This is a genomic window from Aquicoccus sp. SU-CL01552 (assembly GCF_040365005.1).
Classification (GTDB): Bacteria; Pseudomonadota; Alphaproteobacteria; order Rhodobacterales; family Rhodobacteraceae; genus Antarcticimicrobium.
Map to the genome: position 1 here is coordinate 77,020 of NZ_BAABWV010000010.1, position 19,541 is coordinate 96,560.

19 protein-coding genes are annotated in these 19,541 nt (G+C 63.2%); 6 read left to right on the forward strand and 13 right to left on the reverse strand.

Features of this window, described 5'->3' with window-relative positions; genetic code table 11:
• Nucleotides 1-4: 4 nt before the first annotated feature.
• From ABWV23_RS12635 to ABWV23_RS12645, 3 genes are all read right to left on the reverse strand, one after another.
• Complete coding sequence (locus tag ABWV23_RS12635; protein WP_353348250.1) at nt 5-373, reverse strand: MarR family EPS-associated transcriptional regulator; 369 nt, start codon at nt 371-373, stop codon at nt 5-7.
• A gap of 267 nt (nt 374-640) precedes the next feature.
• Nucleotides 641-1,423: a YdcF family protein gene (locus ABWV23_RS12640; protein ID WP_353348252.1), complete on the reverse strand. Its 783-nt coding sequence runs from the start codon at nt 1,421-1,423 to the stop codon at nt 641-643.
• 7 nt (nt 1,424-1,430) lie between these two features.
• Nucleotides 1,431-2,546, reverse strand: a complete 1,116-nt coding sequence (locus tag ABWV23_RS12645; protein WP_353348254.1) for a glycosyltransferase family 4 protein — start codon at nt 2,544-2,546, stop codon at nt 1,431-1,433.
• 249 nt (nt 2,547-2,795) lie between these two features.
• Here ABWV23_RS12645 and ABWV23_RS12650 point away from each other — a divergent pair, with 249 nt between their 5' ends.
• Nucleotides 2,796-3,104 (forward strand): hypothetical protein, encoded by a 309-nt coding sequence (locus ABWV23_RS12650; RefSeq protein ID WP_353348256.1) that lies wholly within the window; start codon nt 2,796-2,798, stop codon nt 3,102-3,104.
• A 455-nt stretch (nt 3,105-3,559) separates the two neighbouring features.
• A complete protein-coding gene (gene nusG, locus ABWV23_RS12655; protein WP_353348258.1) occupies nt 3,560-4,114 on the forward strand; it encodes a transcription termination/antitermination protein NusG in 555 nt (184 codons plus the stop codon).
• Here the strand turns inward: nusG and ABWV23_RS12660 are convergent.
• The 10 genes from ABWV23_RS12660 to ABWV23_RS12705 all read right to left on the reverse strand — a co-directional run bounded on the left by ABWV23_RS12660 (nt 4,111) and on the right by ABWV23_RS12705 (nt 14,559).
• The gene (locus ABWV23_RS12660) at nt 4,111-4,710 is read right to left on the reverse strand and encodes a hypothetical protein (RefSeq protein WP_353348260.1); all 600 of its coding nucleotides are present in this window, start codon (nt 4,708-4,710) and stop codon (nt 4,111-4,113) included. The genes nusG and ABWV23_RS12660 overlap by 4 nt on opposite strands.
• 322 nt (nt 4,711-5,032) lie before the next feature.
• The gene (locus ABWV23_RS12665; protein ID WP_353348262.1) at nt 5,033-5,341 is read right to left on the reverse strand and encodes a hypothetical protein; all 309 of its coding nucleotides are present in this window, start codon (nt 5,339-5,341) and stop codon (nt 5,033-5,035) included.
• Nucleotides 5,342-5,571: 230 nt separating this feature from the next.
• Complete coding sequence (locus tag ABWV23_RS12670) at nt 5,572-6,465, reverse strand: FAD:protein FMN transferase (protein ID WP_353348264.1); 894 nt, start codon at nt 6,463-6,465, stop codon at nt 5,572-5,574.
• Nucleotides 6,462-6,998, reverse strand: coding sequence for a nitrous oxide reductase accessory protein NosL (locus ABWV23_RS12675; protein WP_353348266.1), 537 nt, complete (start codon nt 6,996-6,998; stop codon nt 6,462-6,464). Before ABWV23_RS12675 ends, ABWV23_RS12670 begins: the two co-directional genes overlap by 4 nt.
• The gene (locus tag ABWV23_RS12680; RefSeq protein ID WP_353348268.1) at nt 6,995-7,816 is read right to left on the reverse strand and encodes an ABC transporter permease; all 822 of its coding nucleotides are present in this window, start codon (nt 7,814-7,816) and stop codon (nt 6,995-6,997) included. Before ABWV23_RS12680 ends, ABWV23_RS12675 begins: the two co-directional genes overlap by 4 nt.
• Entirely contained in the window at nt 7,813-8,706 is an 894-nt protein-coding gene (locus tag ABWV23_RS12685; RefSeq protein WP_353348270.1) for an ABC transporter ATP-binding protein, read from the reverse strand. The genes ABWV23_RS12680 and ABWV23_RS12685 overlap by 4 nt, the downstream gene beginning before the upstream one ends.
• Entirely contained in the window at nt 8,696-9,955 is a 1,260-nt protein-coding gene (locus ABWV23_RS12690) for a nitrous oxide reductase family maturation protein NosD (RefSeq protein ID WP_353348272.1), read from the reverse strand. Before ABWV23_RS12690 ends, ABWV23_RS12685 begins: the two co-directional genes overlap by 11 nt.
• Nucleotides 9,956-9,958: 3 nt before the next feature.
• Nucleotides 9,959-11,866, reverse strand: coding sequence for a TAT-dependent nitrous-oxide reductase (gene nosZ / locus ABWV23_RS12695; RefSeq protein ID WP_353348274.1), 1,908 nt, complete (start codon nt 11,864-11,866; stop codon nt 9,959-9,961).
• Between the two features lie 12 nt (nt 11,867-11,878).
• The gene (locus ABWV23_RS12700; protein WP_353348276.1) at nt 11,879-14,035 is read right to left on the reverse strand and encodes a 4Fe-4S binding protein; all 2,157 of its coding nucleotides are present in this window, start codon (nt 14,033-14,035) and stop codon (nt 11,879-11,881) included.
• 23 nt (nt 14,036-14,058) lie between these two features.
• On the reverse strand, nt 14,059-14,559 hold the full coding sequence (locus ABWV23_RS12705) for a DUF2946 family protein (RefSeq protein ID WP_353348432.1): 501 nt from the start codon (nt 14,557-14,559) through the stop codon (nt 14,059-14,061).
• A gap of 406 nt (nt 14,560-14,965) precedes the next feature.
• On the opposite strand from ABWV23_RS12705, the gene ABWV23_RS12710 reads away from it, so the two are divergent.
• The 4 genes from ABWV23_RS12710 to ABWV23_RS12725 all read left to right on the forward strand — a co-directional run bounded on the left by ABWV23_RS12710 (nt 14,966) and on the right by ABWV23_RS12725 (nt 19,536).
• Nucleotides 14,966-15,649 carry a Crp/Fnr family transcriptional regulator gene (locus ABWV23_RS12710; protein ID WP_353348278.1) on the forward strand — a complete coding sequence of 228 codons (684 nt, stop codon included), beginning with the start codon at nt 14,966-14,968 and terminating at the stop codon, nt 15,647-15,649.
• 244 nt (nt 15,650-15,893) lie between these two features.
• A complete protein-coding gene (locus ABWV23_RS12715; RefSeq protein WP_353348280.1) occupies nt 15,894-17,450 on the forward strand; it encodes an ABC transporter substrate-binding protein in 1,557 nt (518 codons plus the stop codon).
• Nucleotides 17,451-17,611: 161 nt separating this feature from the next.
• Nucleotides 17,612-18,592: an ABC transporter permease gene (locus ABWV23_RS12720; RefSeq protein ID WP_353348282.1), complete on the forward strand. Its 981-nt coding sequence runs from the start codon at nt 17,612-17,614 to the stop codon at nt 18,590-18,592.
• The gene (locus ABWV23_RS12725; protein ID WP_353348284.1) at nt 18,589-19,536 is read left to right on the forward strand and encodes an ABC transporter permease; all 948 of its coding nucleotides are present in this window, start codon (nt 18,589-18,591) and stop codon (nt 19,534-19,536) included. The genes ABWV23_RS12720 and ABWV23_RS12725 overlap by 4 nt, the downstream gene beginning before the upstream one ends.
• Nucleotides 19,537-19,541: the final 5 nt, after the last annotated feature.

Genomic DNA, 19,541 nt, shown 5'->3' on the forward strand with positions numbered 1-19,541 from the left:
TGCCCTATCGTTTCCGGCAAGGGGCCATGTCGGCCCCAAGTTCCATTTCGGCCTGCACGGCCTCGATCTCGGCCTTCAGAGCTTCGAATTCCTTGCGTTTCCGCTTCAGGAAGTTCCGTGTCAGCGTGGCCTTTTCAGCCACTCCCTTGGGTGTCAGCAAGTAGGCATATCGGCGCTTGTCCCTGGATGCCGAGAAATTCCCCAGCTTGATCAGCCCTTTTTCGACCAGTGCGCTCAGCACGTAATGCATAGCGCCCACACTGACCCCGACCGCCTCCGCCAGTTGGCGCTGTGACATCTCCGGGTTGTCTTGAAGCAAGCGCAGAACGCGAAACCTGACATCGTCTCGAAGGGCGTCGCGGCGCCCCGCCATCCAACTCCGCCCGGCCACGGCTACCGCACCGGAGCTCGCTGACAAGCCCCTCGGCGGAAAAAGCTAAGAATTTTCATAACCTTCGAACATGGTCGTTCAGGTATGAGCGATAGCATGACCAGCAAGCGAAAAAAAGATCATTTTGCGACCAATTGTTTTCCCACTGTAAGCGCTTCATCCGGTGGTTGCGCGGGCAAGCAAGCGGTTTCTATCGCCGTGACGACAGGCCGCCCATGCGTCACTTGCGCATAGGGCCGCGATCACAGGTCATTTCCCGGCAAAGCGATAGGCCATTAGACCGATGTTCTCCTTGATGGCCGTGTTCAACACGGTAAGATTCCGCGCCAGGTTCCATCCGATCCCGCTGGCGACTTTGCCGGTGCGAAAATCCACCGGATAGGGCACAAGCCCCGCCCAGCCCGCGTTGGCAAAGCTGCGCATGGCGCGCTTCATGTGAAAGGCACTGGTCACAAGCACCCAGGTCTGGTCCGGGTCGGGATTGACCAGCTTCAGGCTCAATTTGGCATTTTCCGCCGTATTGCGGGATCTCCCCTCCAGAATCAGGCGGTCACGAATCAGACCTTGGGTCGCAAAGAACCGCGCGGCGACCGTGGCCTCCCGGTCGGATTTGCCGATCAGACTGCGCAACGCACTGCTGCCACCGGTGAACAGGACCCGGGCCTCGGGAAACCGCCGCGCCAGTGCCAGCGCTGCTGTGAACCGCTCGGCACCTTCGTTCAACTGCGGTTGCCCCCAGGCGGCAGTCGCGCGCGCGTCCTCGGCCCCGCCCAGAACGATGATCCCGTCAACGTGGACAAGCGGTGGATCAACAGGAAACTCGCTTTCGATCGGACGCAAGAGCATCTCGCCAAGCGGCAGGATCGAGAGGGTCAGCAGAAAAACAAGCGTGAGGCCCCCCGTTGCCAGCGCCAAGCGCCGGCGATTGACCGCGATGGCCAGTGTTGTCAGGGCGACGGCGGCGATGATCCAGCTTTCGGGGCGGATCAGAAAACCGACCAATTTCGAGATCACGAAGAACAGCGTATCCATCCCGCCCTCACCCCTGCCCCGTCAAATGGGCGATGGCATCGCGGTAGGCGGCGACCACGATCGCCTCGTCAAATTCACGCTCCATTTTTTGGCGGCCGTTCTGCCCCATCGCGACCTTCGTACCATGTGGCATGTCAAGAAAACGCAGGCAGGCCTCGGCCAGGCTGTCGCTGTCGCGCGCCCGGCACAGCAACCCGGTCACACCATCCTCCACCACGGCGCGACAGCCGGGCACATCGGTCGTGATCAGCGGCCGGGCCATCGCAGCGGCCTCGATCAGCGTGCGCGGCGCCCCCTCTCGGTAGGAGGGCAACACCACGCACTGCGCCTTCGCGATGAACGGGCGCACATCCGGCGTGATACCCAGATGCTCGATCAACCCCTCCCGTTGCCAGGACCGCACCGTCGGGGCCCCTATCGCGGTGCGGTTTTCCGACCCGATCGCGCCCAGAAGTTGAAATCGGGCCTCCGGCACGCGGCTCTTGACCTGGCGCGCGGCCTCTACGAACTCGATCACGCCCTTGTCGCGCAAGAGCCGCCCAATCATCAGGAATACCGGCGGTTCCTCTGCATCCGGCAGGTCCGCAGCCGCAAACCGGGTCAGGTCAATTCCCGATCCGGGCAACAGACGCGCCTGACCGGGGCGCAACAGTCGGCGGCTCACGAACAGGTCGCGGTCGTCCTCGTTCTGAAAGAACACCACCGGCAACCGCCCGAAGGCCCGCCGGGACAACGTCTCGGCCACCATGCGTAGCGCACCACCCGACAGGAAGGCCGTGCCAAGCCCGGTGACGTTCGGGATGAACGGCAGCCCCACCGCCCGCGCCGCCATCGCGCCGAAAATGTTGTTCTTGATCGTATAACTCAACACGACGTCAGGCCGCTCAGCCCGAAAGATGCGTTTGAACCGGGTCATCAGCTTCAGGTCCTGCACCGGGTTCAGCCCCTTGACGTCCATCTCGAGCGACTGGAAGCCGCACCCCATGGCCTGGAGCTGGGCCACGCTGTCGTCGGACGGCGCCAGCACCGTGACCCGATGCCCTTGAGACAGCAGGTCACGCACCAGCGGACGCCGAAAGTTCCAGATGTTCCAGGCCGCGTTGACGGTCATCAGGATGTGCATGTCGTTCTCGTCTGGTGATGTTCAGGACCGTCAACGGACCAGGGACATCTGTATCAAAACGGAATGAGTCGCCACCCTTTCTCGCGACGGGATCCATGACCGCCGAAGGAGGCGCGCTCAACGCAGGGCGCCAAGATATTGTGTTATTTTGCTTTATATGTTCGTTCGGGAAATGAAGAAGCGGCATTCCAAGAGTCCGCATTTCATGATAGTACTCGGTCAGGTTATGTGTTCCGTATGGAGACTATTATGAAAAAAACCATGGCCACAATGGCCCTTCTCGCCCTGGCTGCTCCGGCGTTTGCCGCGGGCGATCCGGTCACCATTGCCCAGAATAGCGGCGTATGCGGTCAGGCAGGCGTGAAAAGCGCCCGCTGGCGTGCGGATGGGAGCGTAGGTGCTGTCTGCAATGCCAAGGCGTCCACGAAACGAACGACCTCCCTTCAGAATACCCCGCCTCCGCCGCCCACATTCCTGCCCGTGGTGGCAGGTGGAGCCGCTCTTGCCGGGCTTGCCGCTATCGCCGGTGGCGGTTCCAGCACGTCCGACACGCAGTAGACGTCCGTGAAATCACTCGACGCACCGGCCGAATCGGTCGGTGCGCGTAAGGCAAGGCGGTCGGCACCGTCTCCGCGCCGTCTCTTTTGTCACGCATTTTGGCCGGATCAGCCTGCATGGCGTCCTGCTATTGCTAAGAAGTGATCCGCTCGGACTGACCCGAGAAACTATCACTTCGTTCCTCGACGGCGATTTGCAACAACTGGAAAACGGGTGACGCCAACCCAAAGGCAAGCCGGGCGTCATTTGGGATCTGCGGTAGTTACACCGAAATCCGCATCGAAAATCCTGAAAAGACACCCAGAATCGGCGCCATAACCCTGCTACCTTCATTTCAGGATATACGCAGGGCGCCTTGAGCCGGCCTCTTGCGTTCACCGCGTGGTTGCGAAGCGCTCCCTCCATATGTATCAAAATGACATTGTTTAGCGTGTCACCAGAGATCGGGGCGGTTCATGTCGAATGACCAAATTGCGGATCAAGACTTCCGAGACTGGTACGCGGTTCAACTGAAGCCCGGCGGTCTCGACGCCGCGCGCCGCAATCTCCATCGCCAAGGATACATCGCCTTCATGCCGATGCGCCCGTCGGCCTCCGGCCCAAAGGGCGGGACAAGACAGCCCAAGCCGGTCCCCCTGTTCCCCGGGTACCTGTTCGTTCATGTCCCGGAGCGGAAACAAAACTGGCGCACCATCAACAGCACCCTCGGAGTGTCGCGGTTGGTGATGTCGCGTCCCGATCGCCCCGCCATCCTTCCGCGCGGATTCGTCGAATCCTTGCGGGCGCGTTGTGATGCGGATGGGCTGTATCGAACGACTGACAATCTCAGGCCGGGGGACTCCGTCGCCATGATCTCCGGACCGTTCGCCGGCGTGATCGCCCAGATCGAAACCCTGTCGCAGTCCGCTCGGATCGGGGTGCTGCTGGAAATCCTCGGCCGCAGCGTTCGCTCCCAGGTGCCGGTGGACTATTTGGACGTGGTGCCCATTGCGACGAAAAGGGCTGGTTAGTCCCTGGTGACCAGCAGAAATGCGCACTCTTTCAGGTGCCGCGAAGCGAAGCACATGGCAAAAAGCCATAACAGCAATCCTGTCATCCCGCCGACAAAAAGGTTTAGCGCGATCCAGAGCTGAGCCTCTAGCGAGAATTGATTGAACACGAGCTGCATGTTGATCACCCCATTGATCAGGCCCGCCAGCGCCCCGACCATCAGCACGGTGCGCCAGTTTGCCGGGTTGTCATACGATGCGTAGGCATTCCCCCCGAACCAGTTCACAACCTCGAAGGCGATAAGGCTGCAGCAGGAATAGCTCAGGACCATGGCGACCCACTCCGCTGCGCCAAGGCCGTAGTACTCGGCGATGATGAGCGCCTGCAGCGCCGTTCCAGGGAGGAGCAAGACCACGGCGCGCCCCTGCCAAAGCCAGGTCAGGACAACCCGGAACCCGTGCGGCAGAACCAGAAAGGTCGTCCACTTTCCGACCGACAGGTATTTCTCGGCGACATGTGCCTGACAGGGCATGAGTAACCAGAACGTGATACCGAACAGCGCCAGATAGACCCCCGTCACCCCCGATATCAGAACGATATTCTTTTTTCCGATCATCTGCACAGACCCCGCCCGTCCTGTGAATGGGGAATTCCTCAACGCGACCCGCCCATTGGCGTGGACGCCAAGGCGAGATTGAAAGGAAATGCAGCGCCCCCACGACACGTTGCGCCATCGCCACTTGACCCCAGCAACGCCACATCCGCGCCCGCGGACAAAGCGTGCGAAGCAAAAAATATATCGCCTGTATCAAAGTGACAAACAGATTCTGCGATGATCGGCTTGAGTCGTGACGCGATGCCACAGTCAGATTCACTGACCAGAGGGAGAGGACGCCGTGCCCCCCGATATAGCGCCATTATCGGGGCTGGCGTAACGATTATTCGGGTTTCCAAGTGTCCGAAAGCACGTAAACCCCCGTTTTGCGGCCCGGCGCCGGCAGGACAACGCCCTTGTGAACCAGCTTCTTGAGGTTCCTGTAAAACGTCGGTTTGGAGATTTTCCGGCAGAACGAATGATCCTTGATATCAGCACTTTGAAACTGCTCCGTCCCGTCCTGAGTGGACGCGGTCATCGCATAGATCATCGCCCGCTCCTCGTCCGAAAAGGTATCGAGACCCAAGTCCTCCTCCATGGAGGCGACAAGCTCATACAGCTTGGCAAGACGCGACAAAAGTTGGTTCGGCAAACGAGTGCTCCATAACATTTTCGCCCATTCATGGCCTCAAGTACCACTAGGGATAAAGAGTAGTATAGTATCAATACCGATTATTTAAAGCTTCAACAAAGGTGATGCAATGAGGTCGGCACCTGAGTAACCGCCCCGTGATGCACTTGTTGGCGCGTGCGCCTTCATGTCGGGGCGCCTCAAGTGACGACCAACATTTGCAACAACGACAGGCCAGACACCTATTGCCGTCAGGCCGCAACCTCCAGCCGCACCTGTGGAAACTGTGCCAGGACATCGGCACCGCGCAGAGGCGGCAGCAGGCAAAGCGCCGTGGAAAGCCCGTCTGCCAAGGCCGCGTCGGGCGCCGAGACCGAGACCAGCGCCCGCGCCGGAGCACCCCCGACCGGGTTAAGGATATGCCCCTGCCCGGTTTCGGCGTCCAGCACCGTGCCCCGCGGCGCCGAGGTGGCGAGCGCCCGGTCGGTCAGGGTCATCCGCCGCAGGACCTGGCCCTCCGGATCGGCGATGCCCACCGACCAGGCCGCCCCGTCGTTACGCCGACCCGATGCCGCGATCTCGCCCATGTCAATCAATACGTCACGCAGCCCGCGCGCCCGCAGCAGCGCCGCGATCCGGTCGGTCACCGCGCCTTGGGCAATACCGTTGAGCGTGATCGCCATGCCGGGGGCCTCGAAGCGCACCGCGGCGGTATCAAAGCGCAGCCTGTTCCAGCCCACCTGCGCGCGCGCCGCTTCGACCCCCTGCCCATTTGCCAGGGCCAGCCACAGCGGCTGCACCGTCGGGTCGAACACCCCACCCGTCGCATGGTGCAGCATGTCCGACAGGCTCAGCACTTGCAGCAGGTCGGGCGAGGGTGCGGTCAGCACACCGTCGCGGTTCAGCCGGGTGATCTCGGAGTCGGTCCGGTACAGGCTGAAGATCGCCTCCAGCCGGCTCAACTCCCGCTCGACCTCGGCAAAGATCGGCGCGGCGTCCGCCTCAGACAGCCCGGCCAGTTGCATTGACACCCTGGCACCCAGGGCGCGGCCCTGCCAGCGGGCAGTGGCGGGTGCCGCCCCTACGGGCACAGCCGCACAGGCGGCTGCGATGGTCAGAAATCTGCGGCGGCTGAAAGGGGTCATGACGCGCTCTCCAGTAACGGGGTCTCAAGGGGGTGTTCCAGGTCGACGGGGCCAAGGGCGGCATCGTCGGGAATGTCGGACATCGGCAGAGCCCGGCCGCCGTAACGGGCGATGAACCCGGCCGCCGCCGCCGGGTCGGCAAAGGGGACGATCTCGGGCGCGCCCATGCCGCCGGCAACCTCGGCGCCGATCACGAATGTCGCCGTCTCGGCAACCGTCCAGTTCTTCGGGCCGGGGTCTTCCCAACTGCCGGCGCGGCCCATGTCGCTGACGTAGACGGCGGTGATCTCGGCGTCGCGCTCGGGGCTTTTCAGATAGGCCACGAGATCCCGCACCTGGGCAAAGAACAGCGGCTGTTCGTGCCCGTCCAGGTGAATTTGCCCCTTGGGCCCGCCATGCTCGGCGATGTTCATCTGGCAGAAATAACTCAACGCGGTTTCGGTCAGCGGCGCCGGGGGCGGGGGTGCTGCGGCCTCGTCCTTCTTGCAGGCGACCAAGGCCAGCAGCGCGGCAAGGACAAATCCTTGTTTCATGGCTCGACCCTCCGGAATGCGGCGCGGGCAGCGGCAAAGCCCAGCACCGGCCAGATCAGCAGCGAGACCGGCGCCGCCCAATCGGGCAGCGCGCGTGCCGCACCGGCCATGCCGCTGCTCAGCGCAACACCGTCCGAGGCGGCGATGTTCCAGACCCGGAACGCATCGGCCGGATTGGCGACCATGATCCAGGGAAACACCGATTGCGTGAACGCGCCGCCCTGGTCCATCACCACCGCGCCCAAGAGGCCCAAGTCATAGAGCACCACGAAGATCAGCCACAGCCCGGCCGACATCCCCGCCGCTGCGGTGGTTCCCGGCGCCACCGCCGAGATCAGGTAGCCCAGCGTCAGAAACACCGCGCCCAGCAGCACCGAGGTTCCGATCAGCCGGGCCAACGCGGCGAGGCTGTCGCCCCCCGCGCCGCCGGACCAGGCCGCCACAGCGCCGGCGCTGCCGAACCCGATAATCATGGCAAACCCGAGGGCCGCCAGTTGCGCGGTGAATTTCCCCAACAGAACCTCGCCCCGCCCCGCTGGATAGGTCAGCAACAGCGCCAGGCTGCCGCGATCGGCCTCGCCGGCGATGGCATCGAAGGAGATCATCAGCGCCAGCAGCGGCGCGAGGTAGACCGACAGGGTGGTCATCGAGGCCACCGATACCGTCAGCATGTCGACCCCCAGCGTGCCGGTCGGCGCGCTGCCGGCAAAGGTCAGCGCCAGCGCGAACAGCACCATGATCAGCGTCGCCACCACCAGCCAGCGGTTGCGCTTGAGGATCTGCATCTCGGTTCGTGTGATGGCAAGAAAACGGATCATTGTGACACCTCCTGCGCGTAGTGACGGTAGAGATCCTCCAGTCGTGGCGGGGTGATGTCGATATCGGCCACCGCCTCGCCCATTGCCGCGACACGGCGCAGCGCGTCCATCTTTTCCGCCGGGCTGCACAGGATCTCGACCGAGGCGCCATTGACCCGTCGTCCGCAGGTCCGTTCGGCGATCGCGCCGGCATCCGCGCTGGCGCGGATGCGCAGCCGGATCGGCAGGCCGGCGCGCGCGCTCAGCCCGGCCAGCGTATCGTCGGCCACGAGGACACCCCGGCGCAGGATCGCGATCCGGTCGGTGCGCGCCTCGACCTCGGTCAGGGCATGGCTGGCGATCAGCACCGCGGTGCCCTGCCCCGCAAGTTCGTCGATGATGTCATAGAGGTCCTGCCGCGAGATCGGGTCCAGACCGCTTGTCGGTTCGTCCAGCAGTGCCACGCGCGGACGGCCCAGCAGAACCTGCGCCAAGCCCAGCCGCTGCCGCATGCCCTTGGAATAGGTGCCGATGCGGCGGTCGAGCGCGTCGGCCAGCCCGACCCGCGTCAGCAGGGTGGGCACATCGGCGCCTGCTCCGGCCAGCCGGGAAAACAGCGTCAGCTGTTCGCGCCCGGTCAGCGCGGGGTGAAAGCTGACCGCCTCGGGCAGAAAGGCCGTCGCCGCCCGCGCCGATGCGCTGCCCGGCTTTGCGCCATCGACACGGATGCGCCCGTCGCTGAGCGGCGTCAGCCCCAGAACGGCCTTGATCAGGGTCGATTTCCCGGCGCCGTTGTGACCCAGAAGCGCCACCCGTTCGCCGGGTGCGACCGACAACGACACGGCGTCGAGAACCCGCAGCTTGCCGCGATCCTTGCTCGCCTCTTCGATCTGTAAAACTCTATCCGTCATGGGGTACCTTCTGGCTGGCCTCGGGCCGCGCCGGTTTCATCATCGGATGGGAATCGATCACGCCACCGGGCAACAGCGCCGGGAACGCCGATTGCGACCAGCGCACCAGTTGCACCGCCGGCGATCCCATCAAGAGCTTGGCCGCCGGCTGGGTCCACAGCACGTGATCCATGCTGTCGTTGGGCCGATAGGGCGCGTCGGCGATCCCGTCGCCATCCACATCGAAACCGGCGAAATCGCTCCAGTAATTGCCGCGGCCCTGCTCGGACCATTCCACCCATTTGGTCGAGACATACTTGACCTGGGTGCGGTTGCCGACAAAGGCGTTGCCGCTGATCCGGTTGTCCTGCGACCCGGCGGTGAAATGGATGCCGATGCCGCAGCCCTCGAACCAATTGCCGGCAAACCGGTTGCGATGCGCGTTGTAGAGAAAGGCGCATTTGCCCTTCGTTCCCTTCACGTAATTTCCGCTGATCTCGCCCTTGTTGGCATAGTTCAACATCACCCCGTGATCGCGATCCCCGACCGAAACGTTGTCCGTGACCTTGACCCGGGTCGAGAACATCACCGCGTAACCGAGGTGGTTGCCGATCGAGACATTGCCGCTGACCTCGCTGTCATCGGCATACATGTAATGCACCGCGAAACGCAGGTCGCGGAACAGGTTGTTTCGAAAGATGTTGCGCTTGGAGGAGTTGACGAAGATCCCGTCACGGCCAAAGCGGATATCGTTATCCTCGACCACCGCGCCGGGCGCGTTCCAGACATAGACGCCGTTGCCGCGCGAATTCATGCGGGCGTCATGGCGCCCCTCGATCCGGTTGCCGGCAACGCGGGCCTCCTTGGCACCGTGGATGTCGATCCCATACAGATTGCCCAGCAGCACATTGTTCAGGACCTGCGGCGCGCGCGCGGTCTTGGTCAGCTTGATACCGCTGTCGATCTCCTCATGCGCCGAGCCTGAACCGATAACCGTCAGGTTCCGCACGGTGACGCCTGGGCCGGTAATCGTGATCACGCTGCCGGCGCCCTGCCCGTCGATCGTCGCGTGCCCCTGCCCGTCCAGCACCATGGGCCGGTCGAGCACGAGGGTTTCGGCATAGCTGCCGGGACGCAGGCGAAGAACGTCGCCGTCCACCGCCTGCGTCAGGGTTTCGGAGATGGCCCCCGGCCGGTTCGGCACGTCCCACTCCGCCGCGGCAGCAGCTGCGGCGAACAGGATCGGCATCAGGGCGAGGAGCCAGCGCATCGGTCAGACCGCCCGCGGCTCGACGATCATCCGGCCGCGCATCTCCATATGCAGCGCATGGCAGAACCACTGGCAATAGTACCAGTGCACGCCCGGACGGTCGGCGGTGAAGGTGACCGAGGCGGTCGCCTGCGGTGCAAGTTCCATCGCGACACCATAGTTCGAGATGGTGAACCCGTGGGTCAGGTCGTCGATGTCGTCGATATTGGTGACATAGACCGTCACCTCGTCGCCCTGTTTGACGGTGAACTTCTCCAGGCTGAACATCGGCGCCGAGGAATACATGTAGACCCGCACCTTGTTGCCATCGCGGATCACCTCGTCATGACCATCCTCGAGATCCACGCCATCGGCGGCGGCCTGTTTGACCGCATCGGCGAACATCGGATCGTCGCGCGACCAGACCCGCGACGGGTTGACGATATCCGACCGGACCAGGATCACGTCATGCGGCTCGGCAAAGGTCGGGCCGTCGTGCACCACCTTCATCTCGTCCGAGGAGATGTCGATGATCTGCTCGTTCTCGGGCTTCAGCGGACCCACGTTCAGGAACCGGTCTTTCGAGAACTTGTTGAGCGAGATCAGCCACTTGCCATCGGCTTCCTTGGTTTCGCCCATGGTCGTGTGGTTGTGGCCAGGCTGGTAATGCACATCGACCTTGGAGACGATCGGATCGACATCCTCGCCGGCATAGGCGCGCACGGCCTTGTCCATGTCCCATTTCACCACCTGGCTGTCGAGGAACAGCGTCGTATAGGCGAACCCCTTGCCGTCATAGGCAGTGTGAAGCGGCCCCAGCCCCAGTTCCGGCTCGGCCACCACGCAGGAGCGCGGATCGGCATCCTCGTCGAACAGCGCGTCGATCTTGGTGACGTCGATCACCGAGCAGGTCGGCGACAGCTTGCCGTTGATCACCACGTATTTTCCGTCAGGCGCGGTGTTGCAGCCATGCGGGCTGTTCGGGATCGGGACGTAACGGGTGTATTTCTTGTTCTGACCCTTGCGCCCGTCGATCACCGGCACGCCGTTCAGCACCTGAACATCGCCCTCGGCCACGCCCTTTTCGATTTCCTTGAGGTTGAAGATCACCACGTGATCCATCTCGTTCTCGGTCATATCGGCCAGGTTCATGCCCATTTCCGAGTTGTACGAGGTCGAGAAGGCATACTTGCCCTGGTAGTCGCAGTCGGTGTTGTCCAGGTTGCCCGAGACGATCACCTGCCAGGACACCTTCATCTCGTCGCCGTCGATGGCGGAAAAGACGTTCACGTATTTTTCCGGCTCGTCCAGGATCGACCCGTCATTGACCAGCGGGGCCTCGTGTTCGCCATTGGCAAAGACATAGCCGGTACGCGGGAACTTCTGCGGCCGCAGCCCGTGGATGTCGCTGGCGTTGGGGATCTCGATGATCTTGTCGCATTTCATCACGTCGCAGCGCACCCGCGCGACGCGGGTATTGGCCTTGTCGTTCATGAAGATATAGCGACCGTCATAGGTGCCGTCGGTGAACGACATGTGCGGGTGGTGCAGGTCGCCGTTGTCATAGGTGACCTTGCCGCGCTTGGCGAGAAACTCCTTGGTCTCCGGCAGCAGCCCCTCGGTCAGCACCTTGAGGCTTTCGTTGGTCTGGCCCCAACCGGTGGCCGAACAGCGGTTGAACACCGGCACCCGGACCAATTCGCGCATCGAGGGGATCCCGAGAATGCGCAGCTCGCCGGTCTGGCCCGAGGACCAGAAGCCATAGTATTCGTCCAGCTCTCCAGGCTCGAGGTTGATCTTGCCGGCGGCATTGGCCGCGGGCGCGCTCATCAGCGTGGCGCCAAGGCCGGTTCCGGCCACGACGGCCCCGGTCGCCGTCGCCCCCAGCAGGCCGCGACGTGTGACATTCAGTGTCTTTTCCTGTTCCGACATAGTGTCCTCCTTTCAGGAAATGGGTGTTGGTTTCGCGTTGGGGTGGTTCGCAGGCGGATCACCGATCGGCATCTTGAGATCGGCGGTCCCCACCTTGGCCCGGCGCTTGATCCGCTTGATCACCACCGGGCATTTGCTTTCCGACTGGTACAGAACCTGGCAGTGCAGGCAGTCGATGCATTCGTTGGGATTGATCTCACCCGTCGGATGGATCGCCTGCACCGGGCATTCGTTGGCGCAGGTCTGGCACGGGTTGCCGCATTCCTTGTAGCGGCGCAGCCAGTCGAACATCCGCATCCGTGCCGGGATCGCCAATGCCGCGCCCAACGGGCAGAGATAGCGGCAATAGAACCGCTCGACGAACAGCCCCAGCCCGAGCAGCACCAGCGCGAACACCACGAAGGGCCAGTCGCGCATGAACTTGAGGATGATCGCGGTCTTGAACGGCTCGACTTCGGCATAGGCCTCGGCCATCGGGATCGAGACCATCGACAACCCGAACAGCCCGAGGAAGATCATGTATTTCACCGGCCACAGCCGCTCATGCAGGCCCCAGGGCAGCCCCCACTGCGGCAGGCGCAGGGCGCGGCCGACCTGGTTGACCAGCTCCTGCAGCGCGCCGAAAGGACACAGCCAGCCGCAATAGGCGCCCCGCCCCCAGAAGATCAGCGCAGCGGCCACCGCGAACCACTGGATGAACACCAGCGGATCCAGCAGGAAGGCATCCCAGGTGAACCCGGTGCGCAGCGTCCCGGCCAATGCCATCAGGTTGACCACGCTCAGCTGCGCGTTGGCGTACCAGCCCAGGAACACCAGCGTAACGGTCAGGAACCCGATCCGGAACCAGTAGAACACGCGCTCATTCGCGGTGGCCTGGAACTGGAAGAAGAACACGCCCGTCAGCACCAGCAGCATCGCGGCCAGCCCGGCGATCTGGCCGGTGCGATCCTTCCAGATGCGCTGCCACAGGGCGGCCTTGGCGGCCTCCTCGCCGCTGGTGTCACTGACCAGTTCGGGCGCGGGCGCCGCCGGCAGCAGATAGCTCTCGGGCAGGTGATAGCCCAGGTCGAAGGTGAGATAGCTCTTTTGCACCGCGCCGACCGCGCGCTGCACCAAAAGCTGCAGGCGGAACGGTTCCGCCGGGTCGAAACCGGCGTCGGCGGGAATACGGAACAGGTCCAGCTCGGTGAACTCGGGCGCATCGTCAGCGGCCAGCGCGCCGATCCGCTTGTGCTGGCGATCGACGAAGCGCACCGATTGATCGCCCTGGATCAACTGGATCCGGTCAAAGATGCCACCGCGCACGTAACCCGAGCCCTTGAAGCTGTAACGCCCGCGCCCCATCACCAGGATCGCCTGTTCGCCCGGCTCCAGCGCCTCGATCAGGTTCTGGTACTCAGAGTCGCCCAGCAGGCTGCGCCCGATGCTGGGAACCGAGACCATCGCCATTTGCAAATCGATGAAGGTGTCCGAGGCCTCGCCCGGCTCCGGTCGGCTGATCGCGCGGGCATCGCCGCTCGCCTCGAAGGCGGCGTTGATCTGGCCCACGTCCAGCGTCAGCCGCCGCACCGATCCGTCACCCGCCAGGGTGATCCAGTCCTGCACTGCGTCCTGCGCCATGTCGATCTCACGCGGGGGGCCGCTCGGCCGGGCCGGTGACAACCCGCCCAATCCCAAGGCGCGCGCCACCTTCAGCCCGCCGCGCACGATGCTGTCGTCGATCACCATGATCGTCACCGTCGCGCCCGAGATGATGTCGAGGTCATGTGACTCGCCGCCGGTTTCGGCCTCGGCCTTGAGGTCCAGCCCGGCATACCCCTCGGTCAGGCGGATCATCTTCGCGTTGGGAATGCCGACCAGCACGATCGGTTCGGAATGCTTGACCAGCTTGACGCCGGTCATCACCGCGTCAGCGTCGATCGCCGCCACCACGTGGATCGGCTTGCCGGAATAGCCGGTGGTGCCGACGAAATCCGAGGTCAGGAACGCCCAGGCGACGGTTTCGCCGCCCTTCCGCACCGGCGCGACCGGCACGTCCTCGCGGATCGGGCCAAAGCTATCGGCACCGGGAACCAACTCGTCTGGGGAAATATCGGGAAGGAAACTGGCAAGGCTGTCTGCCCGGGCCGGAGTGGCGAGGATCGGAGAAAGGATCAGGGCCAGGGCCATCAGCCAAGAAGATATCGCGCGCTTTACGTCCACAGCGCACCTCCTTTGTTCGGGGTTGACGCATCGGACGCGACCGGGGCGCGGTCGGTCATGTTCTTGGGCGCGGACGGGGGGCCGCGCGGGCTGGGCCAGACCGCGCGCGGCACTGCGCGGTCCGTTTGTGCCTCAGGCAGGGTCGCGGCACGTGCCACACCATGCACAAGGGTCAGTGAGACCGAGTTTGGCGGAACCGCCGCAGCAGGGCCGCTGTAGGCCAGGCAGAAACCGCAGCACTCACAGGGGCCGTCTGGCGCGCGCGGCGATTGCGGCGCCTCGTCGTCCCCGAAATTCATCGGCACCACCACGACGCCCTGATCGGAACAGATCTCCATCCAGTCCGTCTGCGACGCCCGCGCCAGACCCGGCGCCAACAGTTGCAGGATCAGCGCGAAAACCCCCAGGATCGCCGCCACCGGGCACGCGCCGCACCGGCGCCGGGGCGCGGTGGCGGGCACGAGGGCCGGTTGCTGGATCGGGAGGGTCATGGTCACATCCAAACTCTTGTTCTGCGCCGGGTGTATGCCCCAGTGGTGAGGGCCTACTTGATTTATGTCAAGCATACCCATTCATTTGTCCGGAAATTCCCACTTAAAGAAATTCACTCGGAAAGAACCGTGCGCGGCCCGTCAAACATCGTAATTTTGCAATATTAACAAAATGTTGCGTATGTACTTTGAAAGCGGCTTGGGACAGTGCGAAGCCGCGATCCCATACCCTCGACGGCCCCGCGTTCGACGATGCCCAAGCGGTTGGAAATCCGCTTCGCGACGCCGGATTTGGCCGGATGGAACGGTCGCGCCGTGGACGACCTGTTCGCTTTTTGCTAGCACGTGCGCGGACACCGGCGGCAGACCCTGCCCGTGCAGGACGGCAACGAAAAAGGGACAGGTCTTGATCCAGGAACACCACAGGGTGATCGCGCGCAAGTCCGTGTTATTGCAATCCCTGCCCGACCAGCACGTCGAACCGCTGCTGTCCCGGGCCATCCACCGTCACTATGAACGCGGCGAGACGCTTTTTCTGCAGGATGAGGCCGCCGACGCGATCCACATCGTGCTGGCGGGTTGGGTCAAGCTCTATCGCGTCACCCCGAACGGCATCGAGGCGGTGGTCGGGGTCTTTACCCGCGGTGAAAGCTTCGGCGAGGCGATTGCGCTGCGCCACCTGCCCTATCCGGTCTCGGGCGAGGCGGCGACCTCGGCCGAAGTCCTGTGCCTGCCTTCCAGCGTTCTGATCGACCTGATCAAGCGTGACGCCGAGGTGGGGCTTTCGATCCTGTCCTCGACCTTCACCCACCTGCATTCGCTGGTGGCCCAGCTGGAACAGCTCAAGGCCCGGACCGGGGCGCAGCGGGTGGCCGAATTCCTGCTAGACCTTTGCGATGGCGACGGCGGCAGTTGCGTTGTGAAGATGCCGTATGACAAGGTGCTGATCGCCGGCCGGCTGGGGATGAAACCCGAAAGCCTGTCGCGCGCCTTTGCCCGGCTCCGGCGGTCCGGGGTCACCATCGAAAAGAACCAGGCCAGGATCGAGAGCATCGAACAGCTGCGCGACGTGGTGGAAATCAGCGGCTGAGCGCGCGGGAGGGCCGCCGCCTGATGCATGAGGTCGACGGATCCTGCGCCTGCCCGGTGAAATGGGGCGCCGGACTCTCGATACAAGCATCGGAAAAGGCGTGCGAATTTCCCAGGTATTTGCGTTTTGCATGGGCAATTTGAAATTGGCATTGGTCAGCCTGTGGGGCTTTCCAATAGGCTCCACTCGCCTAAACCGGAGACCAACCACTGGTCCCTTCTGGTCCCTTCAAGGAGGAAATGAAATGAGCTCTCTTCTACGCATCGCCGCGGTCGGCGCGATGTCTGTCATGCTCGGCAATGCCGCGTTGGCAGAGACCACCGTCAAGGTCGCCTATGATGCGGACCCCGTGTCGCTCGACCCGCATGAGCAACTGTCGGGTGGCACGCTGCAGCTGTCCCACATGGCGTTCGATCCCCTGGTCCGCTGGACCCAGGATCTGCAATTCGAACCGCGGCTGGCGACGAGCTGGGAACAGATCGACGACACCACCGTGCGGTTCCACCTGCGCGACGGCGTCAAGTTCCACAGCGGCAACCCGCTGACGACCGCCGATGTGGAATGGACCTTTGACCGCCTGAAGAGCAGCCCGGATTTCAAGGGGATCTTCGAGCCCTTTACCGATCTCGAGGTGGTCGACAGCCTGACCTTCGACCTGAAGACCTCGGCCGCCTATCCGCTGGTGCTGCACACCGCGACCTACCTGTTCCCGATGGACAGCAAGTTCTATACTGGCACCACCGCGGACGGGAAGGACAAGGCCGAGCTGGTCAAGCATGGCGACAGCTTTGCCTCGCGCAACCTGTCGGGCACCGGCCCTTTCATCGTGACCGAACGTGAGCAGGGCGTGCGCATGGTATTCGAGCGGTTCGACGGCTATTGGGACACCGCCTCCAAGGGCAATGTCGACAAGATCATCCTGACCCCGATCAAGGAGGATCCGACCCGCGTCGCGGCGCTGCTGTCGGGCGATGTGGACTTTATCGCGCCGGTGCCGCCGACCGACCTCAAGCGCGTCGACGAGGCCGAGGGCACCACGCTGGTGACCATGCCGGGCACCCGGATCATCACCGTCCAGCTGAATCAGGACCGGGTCGAGGCGTTCAAGGATGCCCGCGTCCGTCTGGCGATCGACTACGCGGTGAACAACGCCGGTATCGTGGACCGCATCATGCGCGGCTTCGGCACCGTGGCGGGTCAGGCCAGCCCGGCCGGTTACCTGGGGCATGACGCGGCGCTGGCGCCGCGCTTTGACCTGGAGAAAGCCAAGGCACTGATGGCCGAGGCCGGCTATGCCGACGGGTTCACCGTCACCATGATGTCGCCGAACAACCGCTATGTGAACGACGACAAGATCGCCCAGGCCGTGGCCTCGATGCTGTCGAAGATCAACATCAAGGTCGATCTGCAGACCATGCCCAAGGCGCAATACTGGCCCAAGTTCGACGAGCGCGCCGCCGACATGCTGCTGATCGGCTGGCATTCGGACACCGAGGATTCGGCGAACTTCCACCAGTTCCTGACCGCCTGCCCGGATGCTGAGACCGGCAACGGCCAGTACAACTCGGGCAACTACTGCAACCCGGAAGCCGATGCGCTGATGGTCGCCTCCAACACCGAGACCGACCCGGCCAAGCGCGCCGAAATGCTGCAAAAGATGGAAGGTATCCTGTACAACGAGGCCGCCTTCATCCCGCTGCACTGGCAGAACCTGGCCTGGGGCGCCCGCACCGGCGTTCATGCCGAGGGCATCGTCAACGCGATGAACTTCCCCTACTTCGGCGACTTGGTGGTCGACTGACCCCCGATCGCATTTTTCTCCGGGGCGGGCGCGTGCCTGCCCCGGGGTATCTGACTTTCCCGTTTCCAGGTCATTCTTTCATGCCCATGGCAGCCCACGGTCCGTTACCATGGCCTGTGCCGTGTGCATCAGACAATGACCCAAGAAGGTAACCAGACACCATGCTCGCCTATCTCGTGAAACGCGTGTTCCAGGCCGTGGCGGTGATGCTTGTCATCTCCGTGGTCGGATTTGCCATCCAGGACAACCTGGGCGACCCCCTGCGCGAACTGGTGGGGGTATCCGTATCGGAGGAGACCCGCCAGCAGTTGCGCGACGAGCTTGGGCTGAATGACAGTTTCGTCGTGCAGTACCTTCGTTTCCTCGGCAATGCCTTGCACGGCGATCTCGGCACCAGCTATTTCTTCAAGGAGCCGGCGCTTGAAGTGATCCTGAAAAAGATGCCGGCCACGCTGGAGCTGGTTTTCGGCGCCACCTTCATCATCATCGGCCTGTCGGTGCCGCTGGGGGTCTATACCGCGATCAAGCCCAACACGATCCTGGCCCGTCTGATCATGGGGCTGTCGATCGTCGGGATCTCGATCCCGGTGTTTCTGACCGCGATCCTGATGATCTTTGTCTTTGCGGTCAACCTGGGCTGGTTCCCCTCGTACGGGCGGGGGGAGTTGGCGCATGTCTTTGGCTATTGGGACACGAATTTCGCCACCGTCGATGGCGTGATGCATATCCTGCTGCCCTCCGTGGCGCTGGCCTCGATCATGCTGCCGCTGTTCGTGCGACTGATCCGGGCCGAGATGATGGAAGTGCTGCAAAGCGAATACGTCAAATTCGCCAAGGCCAAGGGGATCCGGCCCTGGCGGATCTATTTCGTCCACGCGCTGAAGAACACGTTGCTTCCGGTCATTACCGTCGGCGGGGTGCAGATCGGCACGATGGTGGCCTATACCATCCTGACCGAAACCGTGTTCCAGTGGCCCGGCATGGGGTTCATGTTCCTTGAGGCGGTGAACCGCGTCGATACCCCGTTGATCGTGGCGTATCTGATCGTCGTCGGCTTCATCTTCGTGGTGACCAACACCATCGTCGACCTGATCTATGGCCTTGTGAACCCCACCGTGAACCTGGCGAGGATGGGCGCATGAGCACCTTGAGCACAAATGGCCTGACCGAAAGCCGCTGGACCCGCATCTGGAACTCCAAGATGGGCTACAGTTTCCGCAGCAACCCGGTGGCGGTGGTGTCTCTGGCGATCTTCCTGATCATCGCCATCGGCGCGATATTCGCCCCGCTGATCGCGCCGTTCGATCCCTATGATCCGGCGCAGATCGACATCATGAACAGCGAGTACCCCCCGCTCTGGGTCGATGGGGCGGACCCGCAGTTCATTATCGGCACCGACGACCAGGGGCGCGACCTGTGGTCCACGATCCTGTACGGTACGCGGCTGTCGCTGATGATCGGGATCTGCGCCGTAGCCTTGCAGGCGGTGCTTGGCATCAGCATCGGGTTGCTGGCGGGATACGTCGGCGGCCGGCTCGACAGCCTGCTGATGCGGTTCGCCGACATCCAGCTGTCGTTCTCGACGCTGATGGTCGCCATCATCTTTCTCGCCGTGACCCAGGCCATGTTCGGCAGCGAGACCTTCAACCAATACGCGATCTACTTCCTGATCGCGGTGATCGGGGTGGCCGAATGGCCGCAATACGCCCGTACCGTCCGCGCCACCGTCCTGGCCGAGAAAAAGAAGGAATACGTCGATAGCGCCCGCGTTCTGGGTTTCGGCCCGATGCGGATCATGGTGCGCCACATCCTGCCCAACTCGCTGTCGCCGATCTTCGTGATCTCCACAGTGCAGGTGGCCAACGCAATCATTTCCGAGGCCTCGCTCAGCTTTCTCGGGCTGGGCATGCCGCCAAGCCAGCCGTCGCTGGGCTCACTGATCTCGTCCGGTTTCGACTATATCTTTTCGGGCAGCTGGTGGATCACCGCCATTCCCGGCGTGGTTCTGGTGGTTCTGGTGCTTGTCATCAACCTTCTGGGCGACTGGATGCGCGATGTCCTGAACCCGAAACTCTACAAGGGATGACCGAT